Consider the following 20,246-nt stretch of genomic DNA (forward strand, 5'->3'; position numbering starts at 1 on the left):
GGAGTTTATACTCGATGTATCAGATTGTTTTGAGATATTAGATATGCAGTTATCAATGCTTACTGAAAGGCTAGGGGTTTTGGGAGCTATCGTCTCGGCGATGGGGTGTGCATCGTGCTTCCCTGTATTGGGGGCTTTTGGTTCTGCATTAGGAATGGGGGTTCTGGCACAATTTGAAGGTGTTTTCATTAATACCCTGCTTCCGTTATTTGCGGTTATCGCTCTTATCGCTGGATTATTCTCATGGTGGTCACATAAACGACATCTGAGAGGAATTTTGGCTATTTTAGGGCCTGTTATGGTGCTTGCTACTCTGTATCTATTTTGGACAGATGCTTGGAGTACTTACATGTTTTATATCGCCCTTACGCTCATGCTTTGTGTGTCCTTATGGGATTTAATTTCACCACCACGCCAAGTTTGCCAAACCATTCGAGAGCATAAGGGGTTGTAATGAATAACAAGATTATTTTGGAATCGACAATTACCTGTCCTGAATGCGGGCATGCAAAAATGGAATCAATGCCAACTGATGCGTGTCAATGGTTTTACAAATGTGAGGGTTGCGGGATCTTACTAAAACCACGTTCTGGTGATTGCTGTGTCTACTGCTCCTATGGCACAGTTCCTTGCCCCCCAATACAGGAAAGAACAAGCTGTTGTTAATCCAGTAATGCTTCTCAGTCCAATACCGCATAAGTTATCAACTTACTTCCGACTTAGAGTGCGGTCTAGGAGTGCTATCATCCTCATATCGTTTTCCAATGGGTCAATTAGCTATGTCGAGTTGTTGCGGTAATGCACAGAAAACAAGAACACAAGGGAATAGGCATGCATGCCCAGTAAACGGGAAAGAATATGTAGAGGTACGTGTTTCGACAATCATTCACCATATTGTTGAACCTTGGAACTGGGATGATGATGGGGAAGCTTTTTATTTTTGCGATGATCCTGAATGCAGGGTTGTCTATTTCTCGGCATCAAACAAAGTTATAACTCAAGATCAATTGCGAACCCCGATAGGCCAGAAAAATACTTCCGAGATGGCTACTTTGTGCTATTGCTTTGGCGTTTCTCGTGGAGACTATATAAAAGATCAGAGGGTCAAAGCTTATGTCTTAGATCAAACAAAAAAACAGACTTGTGCTTGTGATGCAAGAAACCCATCAGGCCGTTGTTGTCTGAAAGATTTTCCTTCATGAAAGGCGTGCAACCCAGTGAAGTTAATGTCCGCTTTGTGTCGGAAGGGGACATTTATGATGTAAGCCTAAATCTCATTAGCCGCCGGTATATCCGCGAACATACTATTGCTCATCCAGCGGCTGACATTGGCCGTTAAGGAGCTAGGTCCAATAAGGTTCAAGCGCTGCTGTCTGATCGCAGTTTTGTAGCTGATATCGCCCATCCAGATTTCAATCATGGTACGAAGGTCGGTGTTAAACCAGATATCGACCTCTTTACCTGGGTCTGTTGTGCAAACATCTTTATGGTTACCGTCGACCATCACCCACCATTTAGCTAAGTGTTCACGGTCGCTAAAGTTAAAGCAGATTGTAGTTGCGCCATCTGGGAGTTTATCGGTTTGGATGCTGCGTTCGAGATAAACCATCAGCAGTTCAATATCGAGTTCGCTGTCGGAGATCTGGCCGCGGGTCCAACGCATGCCCCAATCACCAATTTGCTGAATAATCGGTAAAAGTTCTTTGCCTTGCTCGGTTAAAAAGTACTCGTAGCCCCGTTGGTTTGGGATCTTTTTACGAATCACAATACCGGCTGCCGTTAGCTCATTTAAGCGCTTAGTCAGCATAGTAGGGGAAATAGCAGCCATGCCGCGCTGAAAATCATTAAAGCGTTTTCCACCCATGAGTAGCTCGCGGACGATAAGAAGCGTCCACTTTTCGCAAAGTAGCTCCGAGGCTTTAGCGATTGGGCAAAATTGCATGTACTGCATAAAAATCTCTACTATTTTTTCGTTTTTATTCTTAACTACAGAATTTGTAGTTTGATGCTACGGTTTCGATAGCATTCAAAGAGTGAACATCAAATTAGTATCAATGCTCTGATTGATTACAAAAACAATAATTGGAGCAATTCACCATGCCTAAGTTCATCATCGAACGTGATATCCCAGAGATCGGTTCTGCCGATGCGGATGCCTTAAAAGCTGCTGCAGCAAAATCTAACGCGGTGCTAGCCGAGATGCAGAGCGAACATAAAGATATCGCTTGGGATTACAGTTACGTTGCAGGCGATAAAACCTTTTGCGTTTATAACTGCGCTAACGCTGATTTAATTGAAGAGCATTCGCAGCGTAGTGGTTTCCCGGCATCCATTGTTACGGAAGTCGAAGCGCAGATAAGCCCAGCAACTGCAAAGTCTTAAATAAGCTGTAGTTATTGCAACCGGTGTTACCTTAGCACCGGTTTTTGTGCTGATGTACTGTACTTAAGACCCCAGTGTTTAAGTCTTAAATGCAATTATTGCAGCGAGAATATGCAGTTAGCATGTTATAAAATAACAAGAATAAGTAGCCATGTATCAGTTCTATAATCGTAGTCTTAGCTATGTTTTCTTATTGACCGTGCTGTTTGTATGCACGTTAGTCATGAGTCTTTCTTCCAGTGTGCAAGCTGGGGTATTAACCAAAGACGACATCGTTAAAGCCTTTCCATCTCCCTATATCGTCGGCGATAAAGATGAATCCCTTGCGGTATGGCCGTTATACCAGCAGATATCTACCGATACGCCGCTGGTGGGCTATGCCTATGAAACAATTGATATGGTTGCCGTACCGGGTTTTGCGGGGGTGCCTTATAACCTATTAGTGGCGATGGACCCGCAGGGATCGTTTATTAGCGTAAAAGTCCTATCTCATCACGAACCTGTATTTCTTGAAGGTTTGGGGGAGAAGCCTCTTTTTGATTTTGCTAAACAGTACTCTGGCATCTCGTTGATGCAGAACGTCAAGATCGATGCCAGCCCGACGGTTGCCCAACGCGAAAACAAAGCCAATGCTTATATTGATGGTGTAACTAAGGCGACGGCATCGGTCCGTATCTTTAACCAAACCTTATTATCTTCCTCTCTAACCGTAGCTCGTGAAAAACTAGGCTTCGCAAAAGGGCGAGATCCCGATCTGATCGCGCGATTAGACAAAGAGCTTTTCGAGCCGATGAGTTGGGAGCAGCTCATCGACGCAGGTCTTATTCAAAAATTCCGTTTTACCAATGATCAGGTAGAGCAACAATTTAAAGATACGATTGGTGAAGGGCTGGACGAAGAAGGCCTAGAGGCACCAGAAGAAACCTATATCGAGCTATATGTAGCAAACCTAAGCGTGCCATCAGTGGGGCGAAACCTATTATTGCCAGAAGCTTGGGAATATCTAAAAGAGAGTACGGCAGAGAATGATCAGCTTCTCTTAGTCGTCGGTGGCGGTCGCTACTCATTTGTGGGTGAGGACTTTGTTCGCGGTAAAGTGCCGGAGCGAATCAGCCTGCAGCAAGCCGGTTTGCCGGTTGAAATGCGCGATTTCGATTTAAGTGATCTGCTCGATCTGTATGAGCTGGACTACAAGATTAAACTGCCTGAAGCTTTATCTGAACATGAATGGAAGGCATTTCATGTAATAGGACAAGCAGGTTTAGATCCAGCATTCCCTTATGAATTTCAGCTGCATATCAGCCGTGAAAAGGGTTGGTTGTATCCAGAAACAGTGAGTAAAACTTTGGATTTCAAAACTGAGTTGGATGACGAGTATTACATCGCTGCTGAAACGGATAACAAAACTTGGCACAGTCTTTGGGCTGGACGCACTAAAGATATCGCCACCCTCCTTGCTGGCTTATTCGTTCTGACGATAGTGTTGGTACGATACCAGCTTCTAACTAAAGGTCAGCAGCATCTGCGTTGGTTTAGACCGCTATACCTAGTTTATACCTTGGTGTTTATCGGTTGGTACGCACAAGGCCAGCTATCGATTGTAAACATTACTGGTGTGTTACAAGCGTGGCTAGCAGGGCGTAGTTTAGAGTTCTTCCTATACGATCCTATGACCGTGATTATCTGGGCTTACGTGGTCATTACCTTCTTTGTTTGGGGGCGTGGCACATTCTGTGGTTGGTTATGTCCATTTGGCGCATTGCAGGAGCTTATCGGTAAGGTGTTAGCCTTCCTGAAAATCCCTCAAATTAAGATTTCTGAGAAAACCGATGCGAGACTAAAAGGGCTTAAATATCTGGTCTTGCTATTTATCTTAGTGGTTGCCGTTGTGTCCGTTCCACTGACAGGTTCTGTAGTAGAGATCGAGCCATTTAAAACCAGTATTACTCTGATCTTTGATCGCTCTTGGCCATTTGTGTTGTGGGCTGTTTTGTTATTGGCATTAAGCCTGTTTGTTTACAAAGGTTACTGCCGCTATATCTGCCCATTGGGTGCGAGTATGGCTGTGCTGGGTAAACTGCGAATCTATAAATGGCTGCCACGTCGAGAAGAGTGTGGCTCGCCTTGTCGTTTGTGTACACAGAAGTGTGAATACCAAGCGATTCCACGCAGCGGTGTGATTGACTACAACGAGTGCTTCCAGTGTTTAGATTGTGTCGTAATTTACGATGATGATAAGCAGTGTGTCCCGCTTGTATTAGAAAAGCGCGGTCGTAAACTTAAAGTGAAAAATGTTGCTTAAGTAACCAAAACCGGCACTAAAAAGTGCCGGTTTGAGGGATTCTCCAAATTGAAAACTTTGGGCAATTTAAGGTTGCCCATAATCCGTTACCGTTTGGTAATTCTGTACAGCAATACTTTCATTATTGGCAGCTTTTGAATAAAAATGATCGCCTTGTGCAAACGCACTACGATGAGAATCGTCACTTAAATTTTGCAGTAAATAGTCATATTCATCGATAAACCATTGCGGTAAATTTTGCTGATTATCTATCAGAATTTGATGTTTGTTTATCGATACACTGCTGCCTGCTGTTTGATTACCCAGTTGATCAGCTATTTGTTTAAACCCTTGTTGAAAGGCTTTAGCTGCTTCTATCAGGCTTTTATCACTTACTTCAATACCTTGGCTTTCCCATGCCTTTAAGGTGTTATTGCCAATAGCCATTCTGCCAAGTTCAATTAAACCTTGTTTATCGGTAGCACTTACAATTTTTCCAATTTGGCTGAAACTATTCTGCTGTGTATTGTGCAGTTGTGCCGGGTTTGAGCTTATGCCTGTTTCAACTTTATTCTTAGTTGGCTGGGCTAGGGGTGAAGAGGCAGCGTTATGAATTTTCATCTTGGTGCCTTCTCTACTCGCATTAGCTCGACTAGTTGTGTGCTGGTGTTCATCAACCAATTTTCTCCATCAAAACTCATAGAGAAATCTTGCTTATAGCCATAGGTGATTAGGGAGTTATCCCCCTGTGGTTTGTTATCGGAATCAGGTTGATTCAAAAGGCTATCTCTAAGTTCTGCTTGAGTAGTATTTTCAGCTGCAGTAAGTCGATCTAAAGCGAGGTAGCTTTTTTTGAAGTGAGCGTTTTCGGGGTTATTCAACAACTCTTCGATTTGATCGCTTAGTAAAGGGTCATCAACATTTTTGATCAGAAATTGCGGTTCTTTTGATGCTTCCTCTTCCGCAAATTCTGATTTTTTTTCTGGAATCCCGTAAGAAATAGTGAGTCCATCTGGAACATCGATCCCTTGCTCAGTAAACAACGCTTTTAATTGAGCATTAACGTCTTGATAGCCTGCAGGAATAGTGGAACTAACTTCAATCATGCTTCCTGATGTGCTGAAAGCGTATTGCTGCCATGCCTCATCAGGAGACGTTGGTTTGAAAACTATTTGAGCATCGCCTGTTGTATTGTAGATGCTATCAGGTAAATCTCCCTGAGCAATGAACTTGGTTTCATCCACTTGAGGTTGGGTGGTTGTAGGGTTTTGGCTATGAGTAACTGAATGCGTTGAGTTCGCTTGAATTTGCATCGTTTAATATCCGTATCGTGATAAGAGAATATGATAAAAGGCTTATGCGGAACGTAGTTAGCCCAGTTGTTGCAATTCAGCTTCAAACTTATCGTAGAAGTCTTGCTGGAGCAGTTTGAATCTGTCCCAACCGTCTAAGGCAACAGCAAACTCTAAAGCACCTCTTAATTCTTCTAATAGATTCTTCCAGCCCTCTGTTGACCATTGTTTTTCGGGAGTCAGTGGCTCTTTGCTTTCAATGCCTTCAATCTGAACACCATAAACTGCAGTGTGCATGTGGAGCTGCATGATCATTTTATCTCCTTCTGACATGCCCTCAGTCGCTTTTTCCCAAGCCCTATGAACAGAAGCGGGTGCATTAACAGGCGGGAACGTAACCATTTTTCCGGCACCTATTTCGACGATACCGTCATTGTTAAAATCCACCATGCCTGTTTTGTCTGGTTGGGCAAGTAGATTGTGAGCTCCTTCACGACTCAAAGAGCTGACACTTATCGGGTCAACTAAGCCAGTTGCCTTCTGTAGTAATTTCATCTCCTTTTGAGACATATCGGACAACACTTGCTTGGCTGATTTGTCATTTTCTAATTGGCTATTGGCTTTATCTAGCAGTGCTGAAAAATCACTAACTTGCTCATCAGATAATCCTCTTAATTGCAAAAGATTTACCGATTCGTTACTTAGGCTTATAGATGACAGCATTATTTATGTTCCCTATCTAATGACTGCTGTAAGGAAAGCAAAAAACAAGCCAAATAATGTATCTTAGATCTATCTTAATTAAGAGTTACTGAAAAGCCTCTAATTACGGGCTGTAGCAATATAGAAAGGGCAATATTTATCAAAAGGGTTAGGGTTAGGCTCTGTTAAAATTAGGTGAGTTTTCCGGAAGCGGCATTAGTATGCCGCTTGAGGTTGAATGCTTTTTAAAATATCTACTGCTCTTGAGTTAGCTCAGCAAAAGAATCTAAAAGCGATTTCGCTTGTTCTTTGGCTATATCAATATCTAGCTCTTGCTCATCTGTAGCTTCTTTTAGCGAGTTGATGCTTTCTAGGATGAATGCTTTGGTATCATCGGTAAATGGGACAAGTATTTCCACTAGCGTATCTACTTGATCTTCAACGAAACTAGCAGCTTGCCAGAAATCGTCTTTTACCGGTTCTGGTAGTGCTGATTCAAACTCGATTAAATCTTTTACGCCTTTGCTTTCAATAATGGCATTAGTGCGATTTAAGAATTGCTCAAAATCGGCTTCTAAAAGGGTTAGATCATGTTCAGCCAAGCGAGAGGTAGTCGCTCCGGAGTGGTTAATCTGCTTAATAAGATCATCCCGTTGCTCTGCCTCTAACTGACTCAAGTTATTAGCTAATTGTTTGGTCTGAGCTGGTTCGTCTTGATTTAGCCAGGCATGAGTAGTTAATAGTTCGATTGTCTGGCGCTGATCCTGAATGGCTGTACTGTGATCTTTAATTTCATAGAAAGCGCGGCCATCGGATATCCTCTTTTCACCCATATATGATTCAGCAACCAGCATTCGAGTATTGTGGTCAGATCGAAGAGTATCCAACGTTGTAAGAGCAGCCTCATCCGAGGCTAAATCGTGTTGAGCTTCATCACCTACGAGGGTATTTAAACCTGTTGAGGTGATCTCTAAATAAGCGCGTTGGTGGGTGCTATCAAGATGCTTAAGGTCAGTAGCCATCTCTTTTAGCTGATCATCACTAAAGGTGTAATCTTCGGTAAGTGAAACAAAGGTATCTATCATGCCGTAAACAACTGAGCGGGTGTCATCAGCATGATTCAACACCGCGCCATGCCATTCATCGGGTGATGATGGGCGTCTAATAGGATCAAGAGAAAGAGAGTCCGGTTGTGTGGCTGTTTTGGAAAGCTCAGCAAGAAAACTTATCATTTCGTCTTGAGTTTTAGACTCAAAACCTTCTACAGATTCTAATAAGCGGAAACTAAGTTCTAAGTCTCCGCCAAATAGCTGTAATAGATGAGATTGTTGCAGTTCATCTGTGCCTTCGAGGTTATCTAAAATACGGTTAGTGTCTTCTGATAATTGCTCTGAATCGATATTGTTAATAGCAGTAACAAAGTTATGAATATCGTTTGCTGCAGGGGAGCTAGGGGTGATTAAACCTCCAGAATCGTACACAGAATCGTCATTTGATATGGGGACTTTGCTACTCAATTCATCGGCTTTTGCCAACACTTGGCCACGCGTATCACTATCTAAAGAAGATAGTGTTTGGATAAAGTCCTGTACGTTTTGTTTTCCAGAGGGATAATTGAGGGCAAACGAATTAAAATCGGGTGCTGTCTGTAATGCCAGTGCTGCGCTAGCAAACTGCTGTAACTCGGTATCATTTAGCTGTTGAGCAAACGCTAAGAAATCTTCATCTTCTAAAACGCCAAGATCAATTAAGTTCTGGCCTTGCTCATGGGATAGTTTGTCTAAGACAGCATGCATCTGATCGGTTTTTTCAGATTCAGGAAGAATCACGACCTGATGTTTACCTTCAAATGTTGTGAACCGCATAAACTCACTCGGATCTTGCTGGCGCAGTTGTTCTATCTGCACCTCTACAGAGTTAATCTGCTTTAGTTGGCTTTTAAGCTCTTGAGAGGGTTCAATCTGCTGAGGTTTTAGAGTTGAACTAAGTCCCTGTTGCAGCGGTAACTGATCCGATGTGATCTTCATAAATCCTTTCGCTCTAACTTCATCTGAGGTTTTATCTATAACGGCCAGATTCCAATAATATTGACTGATCTGGGTTATATAGGAGGGTGTTTTGTGTGAAAGGTTCATAACAAATGTTTATTTGAGAAAAAATTGCAGATGTAATGAATTGATAAAGATAAAAGAGGATAGTTACTCTTTTGCTAGGAATAGCTATCCTCTTAATCGACCAAAATTTGGACCTAAATATGATCGTTATCTACGGAATTAAGCAGCAACTAACCCCCATCAAAGCAGAACTGTCGGATGTTATTCATCAATGCATGCAAGAGGTACTTAGTTTTCCTGAAGATAAGCGTGCTCATCGCTTTATCCCGATGGAAAAAGAAGATTTTTACTATCCCGGTGGGCGCAGTGCTGCCTACACAGTTATCGAAATTAATATGATGGCTGGCCGTAAAGTTGAGACGCAGAAAAAGCTGATTCACACTCTATTCGAAAAGATAGAAGGGAAGATTGGGATTCTACCCGTTGATATTGAAATCATCATTAAAGAGCAGCAACCTTACCAGTGGGGCTTTAGAGGTATGACGGGTGATGAAGTGAATGACCTTAAATACAAAGTTAATGTCTAGTTGGTCATGAAGCTATAACTTATTGACCTAATTACACTTATGTTCAGCGAGTAACTCTAGGCGGTTATAGGCAACTAAATGGGGTAAAAAAATCACCCTAACTTTGACCCCTTTACTTTCAAGATTGAAAGCATCAATTACTTTACAAGCGTACTTTGCATAATCTTCAGTTCGATACCGTTGTATTACACCGATTTGGAGTGCTTTCTTTGAGGTCCATTTCACATCAGACGCTAACGGTTCTTGATCGCTATTCAGATAATCGGCTACTTTTTTGTGCTTTTTGCTGAAGCTTTGTTTTGATTTCTTTGATTTGATTATTTCACTTCGCTGACCCTCGTTGTTGTAGTAACCGGAGGGAGGCTCTTCATCTTTGTCCATAAAGAAGGTTTTAGCACTGACTTGCGGACATATAAGCACAGCCAAGAGTAGGCTTAAGCCTGTAAAAAACGATAATTTGGGTTTTATAAAGTTCAATTGCATCGCGTTGATTTCGGTTACTGCTATTCCTTTCTAAAGATTACGCTACCTATCTGATTTTAAAAGAATAAGTTTATTAAAATTTTATCTAAAATTATGAGGGATTGTTGATCCAAATTTATAAACGCTCGATTTTGATCATGATTTGGTATTTATCTACCTCGGCGATTGAGAGCCGTTCAAACATACTCCTAGCTAACTTATTAATGCTGTTTGGAGGATTGAAAATGGCTGGGCGTTTAGAAGGTAAAGTGGTACTGATTACAGGTGCCGGTGGCGGACTAGGCAGTGCGCAAGCACGGATGATGGCCGAAGAGGGTGCGAGTGTAATGCTGGCAAACTTACCAGAGGATCCCATTATTGCAGAGGGTCAGAAACCAACAGGGCTTTGGGATAATGCTGTTACGGTTACAGAAGATATTAGAGCAGCGGGTGGTAAAGCAGATGTGGTGGCTTTGGATGTTACTGAAGAGTCTCAATGGATTGCTGCGGTTAACGCAACCGAAGCAGCTTTCGGTAAATTGGATGTATTGGTCAACAATGCTGGCATCTATTACCACGCAGGTTTATTGGATCATACCGTAGAGAAATTTGATCAAATTGTGGGTGTGAATCAGTTGGGCTGTTTGTTGGGCATGAAGTCAGCGATTCCTGCAATGCGACGGAATGGTGGCGGTTCTATTATTAATTTTGCATCGATTTATGGTATTTCAGGGGCAGGAACGTCTACTGCCTATCAGAGCACAAAAGGCGCCGTTCGCTTGATGACTAAATCAGCGGCACTTGAGTTTGTCGGCGATAACATTCGTATCAATTCAATCTGCCCTGGGATGTTTGATACCAACCTTTTTGAAAGCTCTGTCCCGAAAGAGGCGTGGGAGCCTCTGGTCGATATGGTACCAATGAAGCGCTTCGGTCGCCCTAAAGAGATCGCTTATGGCACGGTTTTCTTAGCTTCTGATGAGGCTTCTTTTATGACCGGGTCTGATCTGGTGATTGATGGTGGTTATACCTGCCCTTAACTTTTTTCTTCACTTATTCTGATTTAGAAAAGCTGCGCTTAAGTGCAGCTTTTTTTGTTTGGCCGAAATTGTCCTATTTTGGGCCGCTGCCTTTCTTACTTCGATTTTGGTTATAGCTCACACTTAGCTCACAAATATTAAATACATGGGAGCTTAAGCTATGAAAAATACAGCGTTATTAGTTATTGATGTTCAGGAATCCTTTAAACACCGCGATTATTGGTATGATGATGGTTTTACTGAATATGAAGCGAGACAAAACCGGCTAATTGATGCAGTAAGAGCGCAAGGCGGAACAATAGTGTTTATTCTACATAATGAAGATGAAGGTGTATTTTCGGTTGAGTCCGGTTATGTCCGCTTGATGGACTTTCTGCATAAACAGGATGAAGATAAGGTGTTTAACAAGCGCGTTCATAATGCGTTACTAGACAGTGGTTTGCACGAGTGGTTGCAAGGACAATCGATTACCAAACTATTGGTGAGTGGCTTAAGAACGGAACAGTGCTGTGAAACCACAACGCGTGTAGCCAGTGATTTGGGTTATGAGGTTGATTTTGTGGTCGATGCTACTCATACCTTCACTATGAAAAATCCATTTACCGGTGAGACTGTGAGTGAAGAGGCGTTAAAGCAACATACCTCTATGGTTTTGCAAGATCGCTTCGCAAATGTGCGCATGGTTGGAGATTATGAATAAGAAAAGGCGTGTTTATCTGTTGGTGCTGCCGCGTGTCCATCTGTTGGATCTGGCAGCGCCTGCTCAGATATTCGCACATCCTTCTTTAGAGGAGAGTATAGAGTTGCGCTATATCTCTCCTCGACCTGAACTGCAGTCCAAGCAGGGCTTACATCTAGCGAACCTAGAACCCTTACCTAAGAGTTTAGATGAAGACGACTGGCTATTGTTGATCGGAACAAGCCAGTTAAATAAACATCTCCATGAGGCTGATTACCAAACTGCGATTCAATGGCTCAATTCGGTGAAATCTCAGTTTGGCTTGTTAGCAGGGATCTGTTCAGGTTCGCTTTTAGCAGCCAAGGCAGGTGTATTAGATGGCAAACGCTGTACTACCCACCATGACCTTACTGCCTCTCTGTGTCAGATCGCTCCAGACGCTTTAGTACAAGAAGATTGTATTTTCGTTACTGATGGCAATATATGGACGAGCGCCGGTATCACCACAGGGTTGGATCTTTGCTTACAGTTAGTTGATAACCATTGGGGGCAGGATTGTGCAGTACAAATTGCCCGTGAGATGGTGATCTATATGCGACGATCTGGCCAGGAAGCGCAGCTGAGTTTTTGGTTAAATCATAGAAACCACACTCAGTCTCGCGTGCATAAAGTTCAGGACCTGATAATGGAGCAGCCGGGTTTTGATTGGGATGTAGCGCTGTTGGCAGAACGAGTTCACTTGAGTGAGCGTCATCTTCGGCGTTTATTTCTGCAAGCAACTGGATTCAATCTGCAAGAGTACCTGCAGCAGGCACGCATTGAGCTAGGGCGTCAGTTATTAGAACAAACCAAACTTCCTATCGATGTTATTGCTGAGCGTTGCGGGTTTCATTCTGAAAGAAGCTTAAGACGTGTTTGGGCAAGGTGGCAGGGGGGCACTCCCTCGCAATATCGAAGGAATTTAAATCTGATTGATATTTGATCAATTTGGTTGTGGTCGTATATGTTTAAGTGACTGTGTTTCAACACCATACGGGAGGTGATGCATGTCTACTTATCGAGGTACCATCAAGGGCTTATATATTGGCCAGCCAAAACCAATTGGCCCAGATGATGCGCCGAGTGGTATCTTCAAAGAGCCAATAGATGCCTGTTTGCTTACCAAAACAGGACTGGAAGGTGATGTTCAGGTAGATAAACGTGTGCATGGTGGCCCTGAAAAAGCGCTGTATCAATTCCCCTCAGAAAATTACGCAATTCTTCGCCAAGCCTTACCGCACCTTGAGGATAGTTTTATCTCTGGATCGATAGGTGAAAACCTTTCTAGTGAATCAGTGGATGATACTCAGGTTCATATTGGCGATATTGTGAAAGTGGGTGGTGCTTTAGTGCAGGTATCCCAACCCCGCAGACCTTGTTGGAAAGTGAATCATAAATATGGCAATGGTCATATAGCGCCATTGCTGATGTCGCAGGCGATCAGTGGTTGGTACTACCGCGTGTTAGAAGAAGGTGAGCTGTGCGTAGGCGATACATTTACCTTGCAGGAACGGCTAGAGGATAGTGTCGCTGTTGCTGAAGTCTGGAAGGTCTTTTTAGAAAAGTTACAGTCCAGACTACCGCCAGAAGCATTTAATACCAATATTCCAGGATTATCGACTGAATGGCGTTTTGAATAGCTGTTATTAGGGCTTAGCCGTACACATCGTAGAAGAAGTAAGCGGTGATGCCACAGCTAGCGAAAATTACGAAATTACGCACCCACTGTTGTGGTAACTGTCGTGAGTAGTGCGCTGCATAATAACCGCCTGCGAGTGTACCTATCAGAACGATCGTACCTGAATACCAATCGATCACCCCATCAATAATAAACAGCACAATCGCGATCAGTGATACGCATGAAGATACCAAAAGCTTGATACCGTTCATGGTGTTGATATTGGTATAACCGGCCAAAGCTAAATAGCTCAGCGTGATAATACCTAATCCAGCATTGAAGAACCCGCCATAGAGACAAACGCCAAACAGCAGTAGCATCAGAAGAAAGCCTCCTACTGCTGATGCATGCTTATGAGCGCCCGAAAGACTTTTTAATGCGCTGTTGAGTCGTCCACCGAAGATAAAAAGAATCGTCGCGAATAGCAGTAACCATGGCACAGCTTCAAGAAATACCTCTTCAGGCGTTCTTAGCAGTAGCACGGCACCTGCGATACCACCGATAAAACTAATCAAGATTAATTTTATGAGGTTCTTTCGATCTTGCCTGATATCTTTTCGCAGCGCATAGGTACCGCTCATATAACCAGCACAGGCAGAGAATGTATTGGTCGCATTCGCGCTAATCGGCGGTACACCCACAAACATCAATGCCGGAAAGGTAATAAAGCTGCCGCCACCGGCGATTGCATTTAATACACCGCCAAAAAAACCAGCTACAAAGAGAATAAGGAGTTCAAACAACATACAAATGTGAAGTCTAAGTGAAAGAGCGATCAAGTATACATGACTGATCTCGACATTATCTAAGTAGAACCGCTTAAGTAGATTTTGCTTAGGTGAATTTAATACAGCAATTTATTCTGATTAAGTTAGCCAATAACTGCGTCAAGTAGCTATTGTTATGATCTTGATAACAGAGTGTTTACTTTGCGATATCTACCTGAGGGATAGATATTTCTCTACTATTGTCAAAGCGTTTTCATATACAGGTTCCACTTCAGGAGTTAGCGATTAATGCAGCCGATTATTCAGGTGCAGGATTTAAATAAAACTTACGATTCTGGGTTTACCGCTCTACGTTCGGTGAATCTTGATATCAACAAAGGTGAAATCTTTGCGTTGTTAGGGCCTAACGGAGCGGGTAAAACAACGCTGATCAGTATTATTTGCGGAATTAGTTGTGGAACCTCTGGCACGGTTTTAGCGGGTAACCATGATATCGCCAAAGATTACCGTCTAGCGCGAAGCAAAATCGGATTAGTGCCGCAAGAGCTTACTACCGATGCTTTTGAGACGGTATGGGCAACGGTTAACTTTAGTCGTGGCTTATTTGGTAAGGCTCCTGATAAGGCTTACATAGAGAAAATCCTTAAGCAGCTTTCTCTCTGGGATAAGCGTAATTCTAAGATGCTGGAACTGTCGGGTGGTATGAAACGCAGGGTGATGATTGCCAAAGCCCTATCTCATGAGCCGGAGATTCTTTTTTTGGATGAGCCTACTGCGGGTGTTGATGTCGAACTTCGCCGTGATATGTGGGAGATGGTTAGAGAGCTGCGCGATAATGGCGTGACGATCATTTTGACTACGCACTACATTGAAGAAGCCGAAGAGATGGCTGATCGAATTGGTGTGATTCGTAAAGGGGAAATCATCCTGATCGAAGAGAAGGCGACCTTAATGTCTAAGTTGGGTAAAAAGTCGCTGCACATTCACCTTCAACAGCCGATGGAGCAAGTGCCTTCAGAGTTGGATCGTTTTAATCTGACTTTAGAGCAGGCAGGGGAATATCTTCAGTATGTTTACGATGCCAGTGAAAGTGAGCAGGTTGCTGAATTGTTAGCGAAATTAAACGAGCTTGGCGTTGGGATTAAAGATTTGAACTCTTCGGAAAGCTCGCTTGAAGATATCTTTGTAGAACTGGTGCAGGAGTAAGTGATGAATTTTTACGGTATTCGAGCGATCTATAAGTTCGAAATGGCACGCACCTTTCGAACGTTGATGCAGAGTATTGCTTCCCCTGTGCTTTCAACATCGCTCTATTTTATTGTCTTTGGTACTGCCATTGGATCAAGAATGGGGGAGATTGATGGTATTAGCTATGCGGCGTTCATTATTCCGGGGCTGTTAATGCTGTCTCTGTTGAGTGAGAGTATTTCTAATGCGTCCTTTGGTATCTTTTTTCCAAAGTTTTCTGGGACGATTTACGAAGTGTTGTCGGCACCGGTTTCACCTTTTGAGATCGTGGCGGGCTATGTTGGTGCGGCAGCAACCAAATCGGTCATGTTGGGATTATTGATTCTGGCTACGGCAAGCTTGTTTGTTGATTACACTATCTTGCACCCACTATGGATGCTTTGTTTCCTTGTTATTACTGCTATTACCTTTAGCTTATTTGGATTTGTTATTGGTATCTGGGCGGATGATTTCCAAAAACTTCAGATCATTCCATTGATGGTAATCACACCTCTGACCTTCCTAGGCGGAGCGTTTTACTCGATCAATATGTTGCCTGAACCTTGGCAGACCATCTCACTATTTAACCCGGTTGTTTATTTGGTGAGTGGTTTCCGTTGGGCGTTCTATGGTGTGGCTGATGTGAATGTTGGCCTAAGTTTGGGAATGACCATACTGTTTATGATGAGCTGCATGGCGATCATCGCTTGGATATTCCGAAGTGGTTACCGGATTAGAAGCTAGATCGTATCGATTAACGAATAAATCGGTGCTCGGTGATGATATCCATCAGGGCATCGATTCCTTTTTCTTTAGACCCGCTGTTATCTATATACATAGTGCCTGTTGGCATGTGATCTAAGAAATCAGCATGGCGCTTTAAACGTTTTTCAATTTCTAGATCTGTTTCCCTGCCGCGCTTATGCAATCTATCCCTAAGGAGCTCGGTTTTAATATTAATCATCACGGGGATAAGAAAATCATATTGCTGCATGGCGATTGGCAGGTATTCTCGGGAGCCATTAATAATGACGTTTAATCCCGCTTTAACCCAGATTTCGACCTCTTTGCCTATTCCATATAAGTGACCATGAGATGCCCAATGCATTGCAAACATAGCGGTATCAACACGCAATTGGAACTCTGATTCTGTCAGATGAATATGATTTTCGCCGCCTGCATCGGCAGCACGGGTGATATAGCGATGGGCGATAAATGCTTGATGGCTATGTTCTAAACGTTGCCTGCAGCCTTGGAGTAGGGTGTCCTTTCCTGAGCCTGAGGCCCCCATCAGATAAAAGAGTTTGCCGCTCATCAACTTTCCGCTAGTCAGATTGAATGATTTAGTTATAGCAAAGTGCTTTTGTTAAAGCTTTACTGTTGTTGATTTGTTTTGGTTTAGACCTGTAGATGAGTTTGTTTATTGTCGCTCCTATTTTGATCAAGATATGTTTAAATTAACTCATTCTGTTACAGGGTTGTTCAATATATGGAGGTTGTGACAGTGAAGTTATTTAACCGTTTGGCTATCTTTGTAGCAGCGTTGCTTTTACCGCAGGTTGGAATCGCCAACCAGACGGTTCAGCTCTATACGGTTGATTATCCTCCCTATAGCTTGATCGATGATAAGGGGGCTATCAGTGGTATCGATGTGGAAGTTACGCAGGCGGCTTTCGCTGCGGTAGGTATTAATGCGGATATACAAACGGCCCCATGGAAGAGGATATTAAAAAGCATCCGTCATGGTCGTATGGCAGGGACGGTAACTTGCTCTAAACGGGCAGGCCGAGATAAATTTATTCTGTTTAGTGATGTTTTGAGCGAAGCAAATCAATCTGCAGTAATGCGTCTAGATAGATCTGATGATGATATCGTCAATTTTGAGGATCTTAGAGAGGTTAGTGTATCCGTAGTAGATGGCTGGGGGATACAGAAGGAGTTACAGCAAGCGGGTATAGCCCACTCTGTAGTACCTGATGTAGATAGTGGCATCCGTTCGTTAATCTACCGTAATGTAGATGTTTTCTATAATGCGGGTTTAGTAACTAATTACCGAGCACGCAAACTAGGTCTGCAGGATGAAATCAAGATTAAGCGTCTGAAAGGTATGCACAGTACGCAGTATCATTTGTGTTTGAGTAAAGCGTATCCCAAAGCGGAAGTCCTTCTAGAAAAGTTTAATGAAGGTCTACGTTTAATCAAAAACAATGGACAATATCAGGCTATTTACGACCGCTATCTTTAATGGCAAAACATCACTTTATGGGTCTAAATTTACGACGTAAAATTGCTCTCAAACAAGCACGTTTTATTTTGATTATTGCGTTGCTTTTGGGTGTGTTCTCTACCGGATTGCAGATCTATTTAGATCTCCAGCAGGTGAGAAAAAATACCACTGAGGACATTGAACGCATCATTAGCCTGTATCGCGATACAGCGACCCAAGCTGTTTATAATTTGAATGCATTTCAGGCGAATGAGGTCACATCTTCACTGATCTCTTATCCCACAGTTTACCATGCGCAGTTAATCGATGACTTCAGTGAAACTTTAGCTGAACATAGACGTGATCAGACCTTGAGTTCTAGTTTTCTATCGTTGCCCGCCCAGCAGTTATTCGACCTGAATCGCTATATAGAGATGGAATTGGAGTTGACTTCTGTTAATTCAGGCAACGAAAGAGCTCGGTTGATAGTTGAGTTAGACACAATCCATGTAGCTAATAGTTTCAGTCAGCGCGCAATCAATAGTTTACTTTTGGGTTTGATGCATAGCGTTGCTTTAGCAGCGATTATTTTGCTGTTGATTTATCGGTATCTTTCCCGACCTATAGTGCAAACAGCAAAATGGGTGAATGAACTACGTTCGGAAGGTAAAAGTTCGGCTTTGCCATACACGGCAGAGGATGAGCTAGGTGACTTGGTTCGGAGTTTTTCTGGGCTTTGGAAAGACCGTGAGGCAGTTACTGACAAATTAACGAAGATGGTGGCTGAGTTATCTGAAAGTGAGCACTTCTCTCGCTCAATAATGGATAACGCCGGGGACGCTATGTTCTTGTGTGAACTGGACAGCACTATTTTTCGTGTCAACAACCAAGGGGCGAGTACCTTAGGGCTATCTAAACGGCAGCTCCGCAATACTAAACTTGCTGATTACAGCAAAAACTACTCATTTGATGAATACTTGCAGCTCTGTGAAGGTATTAGTGAGACTCAGGTCACTACCTTTGAAGATCTGCAGATTACCGCCAATGGTAAGGTCTTTCCGGTAGAAGCGAGAGCCATTAAGTTATCCCTTCAGTCTCATGAGTACCTGCTTATTGTTGCCCGAGATATCTCGGTGCGTAAGCAAGCAGAAAAACAGATCCATGAGTTAGCCTTTTACGATACCTTGACCGGGTTGCCTAACCGTCGCTTATATTTAGACAGGCTGACAGCATCGCTTGAATTGCATCAGGCTAATCATAGTTTTGGCGCTGTACTATTTTTAGACTTAGATAGATTTAAAACGATTAATGATTCCCTAGGACATGGTGTTGGTGATGAATTGCTGAATAACATCGCGCAACGTTTAACCCATGTTCTACCGCTTGAGTCGACTTGCGCGCGATTTGGCGGTGATGAGTTTGTAATTCTCTTACCCGAAACGGGTAGCTCTTCAGATGTCTGCGCTGATGTATCTGCCCATGTAGCTCAAGAAGTCTTAAAAGTTATGTCAGAGCCGTTCAGTATCGAGGGGCATACGCTCTATTGTACTGCTAGTCTGGGTATTGCTGTTTTTCCTGCGGTTGATGCTTCAGCTCAGGATATTATTCGCCAGGCAGATACTGCCTTATATCGAGTTAAGGCGATGGGGCGAAATGGTTTCCAGTTCTATGATCCTGAGATGCAATCTACGGCGCAGGAACGATTAGAAGTGGAGAAGGGGCTTCATCAAGCGCTTAAATCCAATCAATTTGTTTTATGGTTCCAACCTCAGATTTGTAAGGATGGTCAAATAATAGGGGCTGAAGCGCTTATTCGTTGGCAGCACCCGGAAAAGGGGCTAATTTTCCCGGGTGGGTTTATTCAGGTTGCTGAAGAGAGTGGCCAGATTGTTGAGATTGGCAATTGGGTTTTAAGAGAAGGTCTGAAGCATTTGGCGAAATGGCGTGCCGAAGGTTTACCTGAGAGCTTTCAGCGTCTTGCAATCAATATTAGTCCTATGCAATTTATGCAGGTGGATTTTGTCGATCAGGTGATCAGCTTAATGGATGAATTTGATCTTCCAGGCGATGCTGTTGAATTAGAGATTACCGAAAATATGCTGCTTAATAACTTTGAAGTAGCAAGCCACAAGATGAAACTCCTTAAAGGTAAAGGGGTTTCTTTTGCGATTGATGATTTTGGTACGGGGTACTCTTCGCTTAAATACCTTCGGAATTTGCCGTTGGATATTCTTAAAATAGATCGCTCTTTTGTAACCGGTCTTCGCTCTAAATCTGAAGAAGCAGCTATTGTTGAAGTTATTCTGGCGACAGCCGATCGTTTAGGGTTATTGGTCATTGCTGAAGGGGTTGAAACCCTAGAAGAGAAAGAGACCCTAGTTGAATTGGGTTGTGACTGCTTCCAAGGTTATCTACTATCCAAACCACTGCCTGCTGATAAGTTCATAGAGTTTTCATCAGCTAATTCTTCCGCAGAAATTGATTGAGTAAGTAATGGGTTCATTAAGTAAACAATTAGAGACGATCTGGGAGCTAGCTTCAGATGCGCATACCGCGATTCAGCGTGATTTTGCGGATATAGACCCACTCATTGGTGTAAGCCAGAATATGCGAAAGCAGGGTATACCTGCGGATGTTATGACGATTGATTGTTTAAGAACGCGTAAGCGAATCATTGTTATCTTGCATGATCAACAACCTGGCATTGTAAGTTACCAATTTGCAGGTATGGACTCAGATCCTGAAGGTGACTTTGAAAGCTTAGCGTTTGAAAAAGTCACCAAACAGACGATCTATCAATGGATCGCACAGTATTTCAAAGAGCCGTTATAAATTGATCTACTAAAATGAACTATCAAAACTAATCAGGCCAGTATTAACTGGCCTGAT

The 20,246-nt window shown here is 42.9% G+C and carries 23 protein-coding genes; 15 read left to right on the plus strand and 8 right to left on the minus strand.

What is annotated here, in order from left to right:
• The first annotated feature begins 55 nt into the window (after positions 1-55).
• The 3 genes from merC to ACMXYU_RS07220 all read left to right on the plus strand — a co-directional run bounded on the left by merC (position 56) and on the right by ACMXYU_RS07220 (position 1,202).
• Positions 56-454, plus strand: coding sequence for an organomercurial transporter MerC (gene merC, locus ACMXYU_RS07210; protein ID WP_415900917.1), 399 nt, complete (start codon positions 56-58; stop codon positions 452-454).
• A complete protein-coding gene (locus ACMXYU_RS07215) occupies positions 454-666 on the plus strand; it encodes a GDCCVxC domain-containing (seleno)protein (protein WP_415900918.1) in 213 nt (70 codons plus the stop codon). The genes merC and ACMXYU_RS07215 overlap by 1 nt, the downstream gene beginning before the upstream one ends.
• A gap of 113 nt (positions 667-779) precedes the next feature.
• Positions 780-1,202, plus strand: a complete 423-nt coding sequence (locus ACMXYU_RS07220; protein WP_415901106.1) for a putative iron-sulfur cluster-binding metallochaperone — start codon at positions 780-782, stop codon at positions 1,200-1,202.
• Positions 1,203-1,267: 65 nt separating this feature from the next.
• Here ACMXYU_RS07220 and ACMXYU_RS07225 read toward each other — a convergent pair whose 3' ends face one another.
• Positions 1,268-1,951: a winged helix-turn-helix transcriptional regulator gene (locus ACMXYU_RS07225; protein ID WP_415900919.1), complete on the minus strand. Its 684-nt coding sequence runs from the start codon at positions 1,949-1,951 to the stop codon at positions 1,268-1,270.
• Positions 1,952-2,097: 146 nt separating this feature from the next.
• On the opposite strand from ACMXYU_RS07225, the gene ACMXYU_RS07230 reads away from it, so the two are divergent.
• The gene (locus tag ACMXYU_RS07230) at positions 2,098-2,382 is read left to right on the plus strand and encodes a nickel-binding protein (RefSeq protein ID WP_415900920.1); all 285 of its coding nucleotides are present in this window, start codon (positions 2,098-2,100) and stop codon (positions 2,380-2,382) included.
• 223 nt (positions 2,383-2,605) lie between these two features.
• Positions 2,606-4,684, plus strand: coding sequence for a 4Fe-4S binding protein (locus ACMXYU_RS07235; RefSeq protein WP_415900921.1), 2,079 nt, complete (start codon positions 2,606-2,608; stop codon positions 4,682-4,684).
• Between the two features lie 66 nt (positions 4,685-4,750).
• On the opposite strand, the gene ACMXYU_RS07240 is transcribed toward ACMXYU_RS07235, so the two are convergent.
• From ACMXYU_RS07240 to ACMXYU_RS07255, 4 genes are all read right to left on the minus strand, one after another.
• Positions 4,751-5,284: a hypothetical protein gene (locus ACMXYU_RS07240; protein ID WP_415900922.1), complete on the minus strand. Its 534-nt coding sequence runs from the start codon at positions 5,282-5,284 to the stop codon at positions 4,751-4,753.
• On the minus strand, positions 5,281-5,976 hold the full coding sequence (locus ACMXYU_RS07245) for a hypothetical protein (protein ID WP_415900923.1): 696 nt from the start codon (positions 5,974-5,976) through the stop codon (positions 5,281-5,283). Before ACMXYU_RS07245 ends, ACMXYU_RS07240 begins: the two co-directional genes overlap by 4 nt.
• Positions 5,977-6,033: 57 nt before the next feature.
• Entirely contained in the window at positions 6,034-6,678 is a 645-nt protein-coding gene (locus tag ACMXYU_RS07250; protein ID WP_415900924.1) for a hypothetical protein, read from the minus strand.
• Positions 6,679-6,911: 233 nt separating this feature from the next.
• Positions 6,912-8,684, minus strand: coding sequence for a hypothetical protein (locus ACMXYU_RS07255; protein ID WP_415900925.1), 1,773 nt, complete (start codon positions 8,682-8,684; stop codon positions 6,912-6,914).
• Positions 8,685-8,911: 227 nt separating this feature from the next.
• Between ACMXYU_RS07255 and ACMXYU_RS07260 the strand changes: the two genes are divergently transcribed.
• Positions 8,912-9,298 carry a tautomerase family protein gene (locus tag ACMXYU_RS07260; protein WP_415900926.1) on the plus strand — a complete coding sequence of 129 codons (387 nt, stop codon included), beginning with the start codon at positions 8,912-8,914 and terminating at the stop codon, positions 9,296-9,298.
• A gap of 27 nt (positions 9,299-9,325) precedes the next feature.
• Here the strand turns inward: ACMXYU_RS07260 and ACMXYU_RS07265 are convergent, their stop codons facing one another.
• Positions 9,326-9,724, minus strand: coding sequence for a hypothetical protein (locus tag ACMXYU_RS07265; RefSeq protein ID WP_415900927.1), 399 nt, complete (start codon positions 9,722-9,724; stop codon positions 9,326-9,328).
• 281 nt (positions 9,725-10,005) lie between these two features.
• Between ACMXYU_RS07265 and ACMXYU_RS07270 the strand changes: the two genes are divergently transcribed.
• The 4 genes from ACMXYU_RS07270 to ACMXYU_RS07285 all read left to right on the plus strand — a co-directional run bounded on the left by ACMXYU_RS07270 (position 10,006) and on the right by ACMXYU_RS07285 (position 13,158).
• Positions 10,006-10,800, plus strand: a complete 795-nt coding sequence (locus ACMXYU_RS07270; RefSeq protein WP_415900928.1) for an SDR family NAD(P)-dependent oxidoreductase — start codon at positions 10,006-10,008, stop codon at positions 10,798-10,800.
• A gap of 160 nt (positions 10,801-10,960) precedes the next feature.
• Positions 10,961-11,500, plus strand: coding sequence for an isochorismatase family protein (locus tag ACMXYU_RS07275; RefSeq protein ID WP_415900929.1), 540 nt, complete (start codon positions 10,961-10,963; stop codon positions 11,498-11,500).
• Complete coding sequence (locus ACMXYU_RS07280) at positions 11,493-12,461, plus strand: GlxA family transcriptional regulator (protein ID WP_415900930.1); 969 nt, start codon at positions 11,493-11,495, stop codon at positions 12,459-12,461. Before ACMXYU_RS07275 ends, ACMXYU_RS07280 begins: the two co-directional genes overlap by 8 nt.
• 64 nt (positions 12,462-12,525) lie before the next feature.
• Positions 12,526-13,158, plus strand: coding sequence for an MOSC domain-containing protein (locus ACMXYU_RS07285; protein WP_415900931.1), 633 nt, complete (start codon positions 12,526-12,528; stop codon positions 13,156-13,158).
• Between the two features lie 13 nt (positions 13,159-13,171).
• On the opposite strand, the gene ACMXYU_RS07290 is transcribed toward ACMXYU_RS07285, so the two are convergent.
• Complete coding sequence (locus tag ACMXYU_RS07290) at positions 13,172-13,942, minus strand: sulfite exporter TauE/SafE family protein (RefSeq protein ID WP_415900932.1); 771 nt, start codon at positions 13,940-13,942, stop codon at positions 13,172-13,174.
• A gap of 270 nt (positions 13,943-14,212) precedes the next feature.
• On the opposite strand from ACMXYU_RS07290, the gene ACMXYU_RS07295 reads away from it, so the two are divergent.
• Both ACMXYU_RS07295 and ACMXYU_RS07300 read left to right on the plus strand, forming a co-directional pair.
• Positions 14,213-15,130 carry an ABC transporter ATP-binding protein gene (locus tag ACMXYU_RS07295; protein WP_415900933.1) on the plus strand — a complete coding sequence of 306 codons (918 nt, stop codon included), beginning with the start codon at positions 14,213-14,215 and terminating at the stop codon, positions 15,128-15,130.
• A gap of 3 nt (positions 15,131-15,133) precedes the next feature.
• Complete coding sequence (locus tag ACMXYU_RS07300) at positions 15,134-15,895, plus strand: ABC transporter permease (RefSeq protein WP_415884386.1); 762 nt, start codon at positions 15,134-15,136, stop codon at positions 15,893-15,895.
• A 10-nt stretch (positions 15,896-15,905) separates the two neighbouring features.
• Here ACMXYU_RS07300 and phnN read toward each other — a convergent pair whose 3' ends face one another.
• Positions 15,906-16,466, minus strand: a complete 561-nt coding sequence (phnN, locus tag ACMXYU_RS07305; protein WP_415900934.1) for a phosphonate metabolism protein/1,5-bisphosphokinase (PRPP-forming) PhnN — start codon at positions 16,464-16,466, stop codon at positions 15,906-15,908.
• A gap of 189 nt (positions 16,467-16,655) precedes the next feature.
• Between phnN and ACMXYU_RS07310 the strand changes: the two genes are divergently transcribed.
• Genes ACMXYU_RS07310 through ACMXYU_RS07320 form a run of 3 tightly spaced genes read left to right on the plus strand, consistent with a single transcriptional unit; the run spans position 16,656 to position 20,189 of the window.
• Positions 16,656-17,396: a transporter substrate-binding domain-containing protein gene (locus ACMXYU_RS07310; RefSeq protein WP_415900935.1), complete on the plus strand. Its 741-nt coding sequence runs from the start codon at positions 16,656-16,658 to the stop codon at positions 17,394-17,396.
• Between the two features lie 17 nt (positions 17,397-17,413).
• A complete protein-coding gene (locus tag ACMXYU_RS07315; RefSeq protein ID WP_415900936.1) occupies positions 17,414-19,843 on the plus strand; it encodes an EAL domain-containing protein in 2,430 nt (809 codons plus the stop codon).
• A 7-nt stretch (positions 19,844-19,850) separates the two neighbouring features.
• Positions 19,851-20,189, plus strand: coding sequence for a hypothetical protein (locus ACMXYU_RS07320; protein WP_415900937.1), 339 nt, complete (start codon positions 19,851-19,853; stop codon positions 20,187-20,189).
• The last annotated feature ends 57 nt before the right edge of the window (positions 20,190-20,246 follow it).

This window comes from Neptuniibacter sp. QD48_11, assembly GCF_047778095.1.
Lineage (GTDB): Bacteria > Pseudomonadota > Gammaproteobacteria > Pseudomonadales > Balneatricaceae > Neptuniibacter.

Excerpts from the sequence above, each read along its gene's own strand:
- merC (WP_415900917.1), top strand. The coding sequence starts at position 56 with ATGCTTACTGAAAGGCTAGGGGTTTTGGGAGCTATCGTCTCGGCGATG.
- ACMXYU_RS07215 (WP_415900918.1), top strand. The coding sequence starts at position 454 with ATGAATAACAAGATTATTTTGGAATCGACAATTACCTGTCCTGAATGC.
- ACMXYU_RS07220 (WP_415901106.1), top strand. The coding sequence starts at position 780 with ATGTCGAGTTGTTGCGGTAATGCACAGAAAACAAGAACACAAGGGAAT.
- ACMXYU_RS07225 (WP_415900919.1), bottom strand. The coding sequence starts at position 1,951 with ATGCAGTACATGCAATTTTGCCCAATCGCTAAAGCCTCGGAGCTACTT.
- ACMXYU_RS07230 (WP_415900920.1), top strand. The coding sequence starts at position 2,098 with ATGCCTAAGTTCATCATCGAACGTGATATCCCAGAGATCGGTTCTGCC.
- ACMXYU_RS07235 (WP_415900921.1), top strand. The coding sequence starts at position 2,606 with ATGAGTCTTTCTTCCAGTGTGCAAGCTGGGGTATTAACCAAAGACGAC.
- ACMXYU_RS07240 (WP_415900922.1), bottom strand. The coding sequence starts at position 5,284 with ATGAAAATTCATAACGCTGCCTCTTCACCCCTAGCCCAGCCAACTAAG.
- ACMXYU_RS07245 (WP_415900923.1), bottom strand. The coding sequence starts at position 5,976 with ATGCAAATTCAAGCGAACTCAACGCATTCAGTTACTCATAGCCAAAAC.
- ACMXYU_RS07250 (WP_415900924.1), bottom strand. The coding sequence starts at position 6,678 with ATGCTGTCATCTATAAGCCTAAGTAACGAATCGGTAAATCTTTTGCAA.
- ACMXYU_RS07255 (WP_415900925.1), bottom strand. The coding sequence starts at position 8,684 with ATGAAGATCACATCGGATCAGTTACCGCTGCAACAGGGACTTAGTTCA.
- ACMXYU_RS07260 (WP_415900926.1), top strand. The coding sequence starts at position 8,912 with ATGATCGTTATCTACGGAATTAAGCAGCAACTAACCCCCATCAAAGCA.
- ACMXYU_RS07270 (WP_415900928.1), top strand. The coding sequence starts at position 10,006 with ATGGCTGGGCGTTTAGAAGGTAAAGTGGTACTGATTACAGGTGCCGGT.
- ACMXYU_RS07275 (WP_415900929.1), top strand. The coding sequence starts at position 10,961 with ATGAAAAATACAGCGTTATTAGTTATTGATGTTCAGGAATCCTTTAAA.
- ACMXYU_RS07280 (WP_415900930.1), top strand. The coding sequence starts at position 11,493 with ATGAATAAGAAAAGGCGTGTTTATCTGTTGGTGCTGCCGCGTGTCCAT.
- ACMXYU_RS07285 (WP_415900931.1), top strand. The coding sequence starts at position 12,526 with ATGTCTACTTATCGAGGTACCATCAAGGGCTTATATATTGGCCAGCCA.
- ACMXYU_RS07290 (WP_415900932.1), bottom strand. The coding sequence starts at position 13,942 with ATGTTGTTTGAACTCCTTATTCTCTTTGTAGCTGGTTTTTTTGGCGGT.
- ACMXYU_RS07295 (WP_415900933.1), top strand. The coding sequence starts at position 14,213 with ATGCAGCCGATTATTCAGGTGCAGGATTTAAATAAAACTTACGATTCT.
- ACMXYU_RS07300 (WP_415884386.1), top strand. The coding sequence starts at position 15,134 with ATGAATTTTTACGGTATTCGAGCGATCTATAAGTTCGAAATGGCACGC.
- phnN (WP_415900934.1), bottom strand. The coding sequence starts at position 16,466 with ATGAGCGGCAAACTCTTTTATCTGATGGGGGCCTCAGGCTCAGGAAAG.
- ACMXYU_RS07315 (WP_415900936.1), top strand. The coding sequence starts at position 17,414 with ATGGGTCTAAATTTACGACGTAAAATTGCTCTCAAACAAGCACGTTTT.
- ACMXYU_RS07320 (WP_415900937.1), top strand. The coding sequence starts at position 19,851 with ATGGGTTCATTAAGTAAACAATTAGAGACGATCTGGGAGCTAGCTTCA.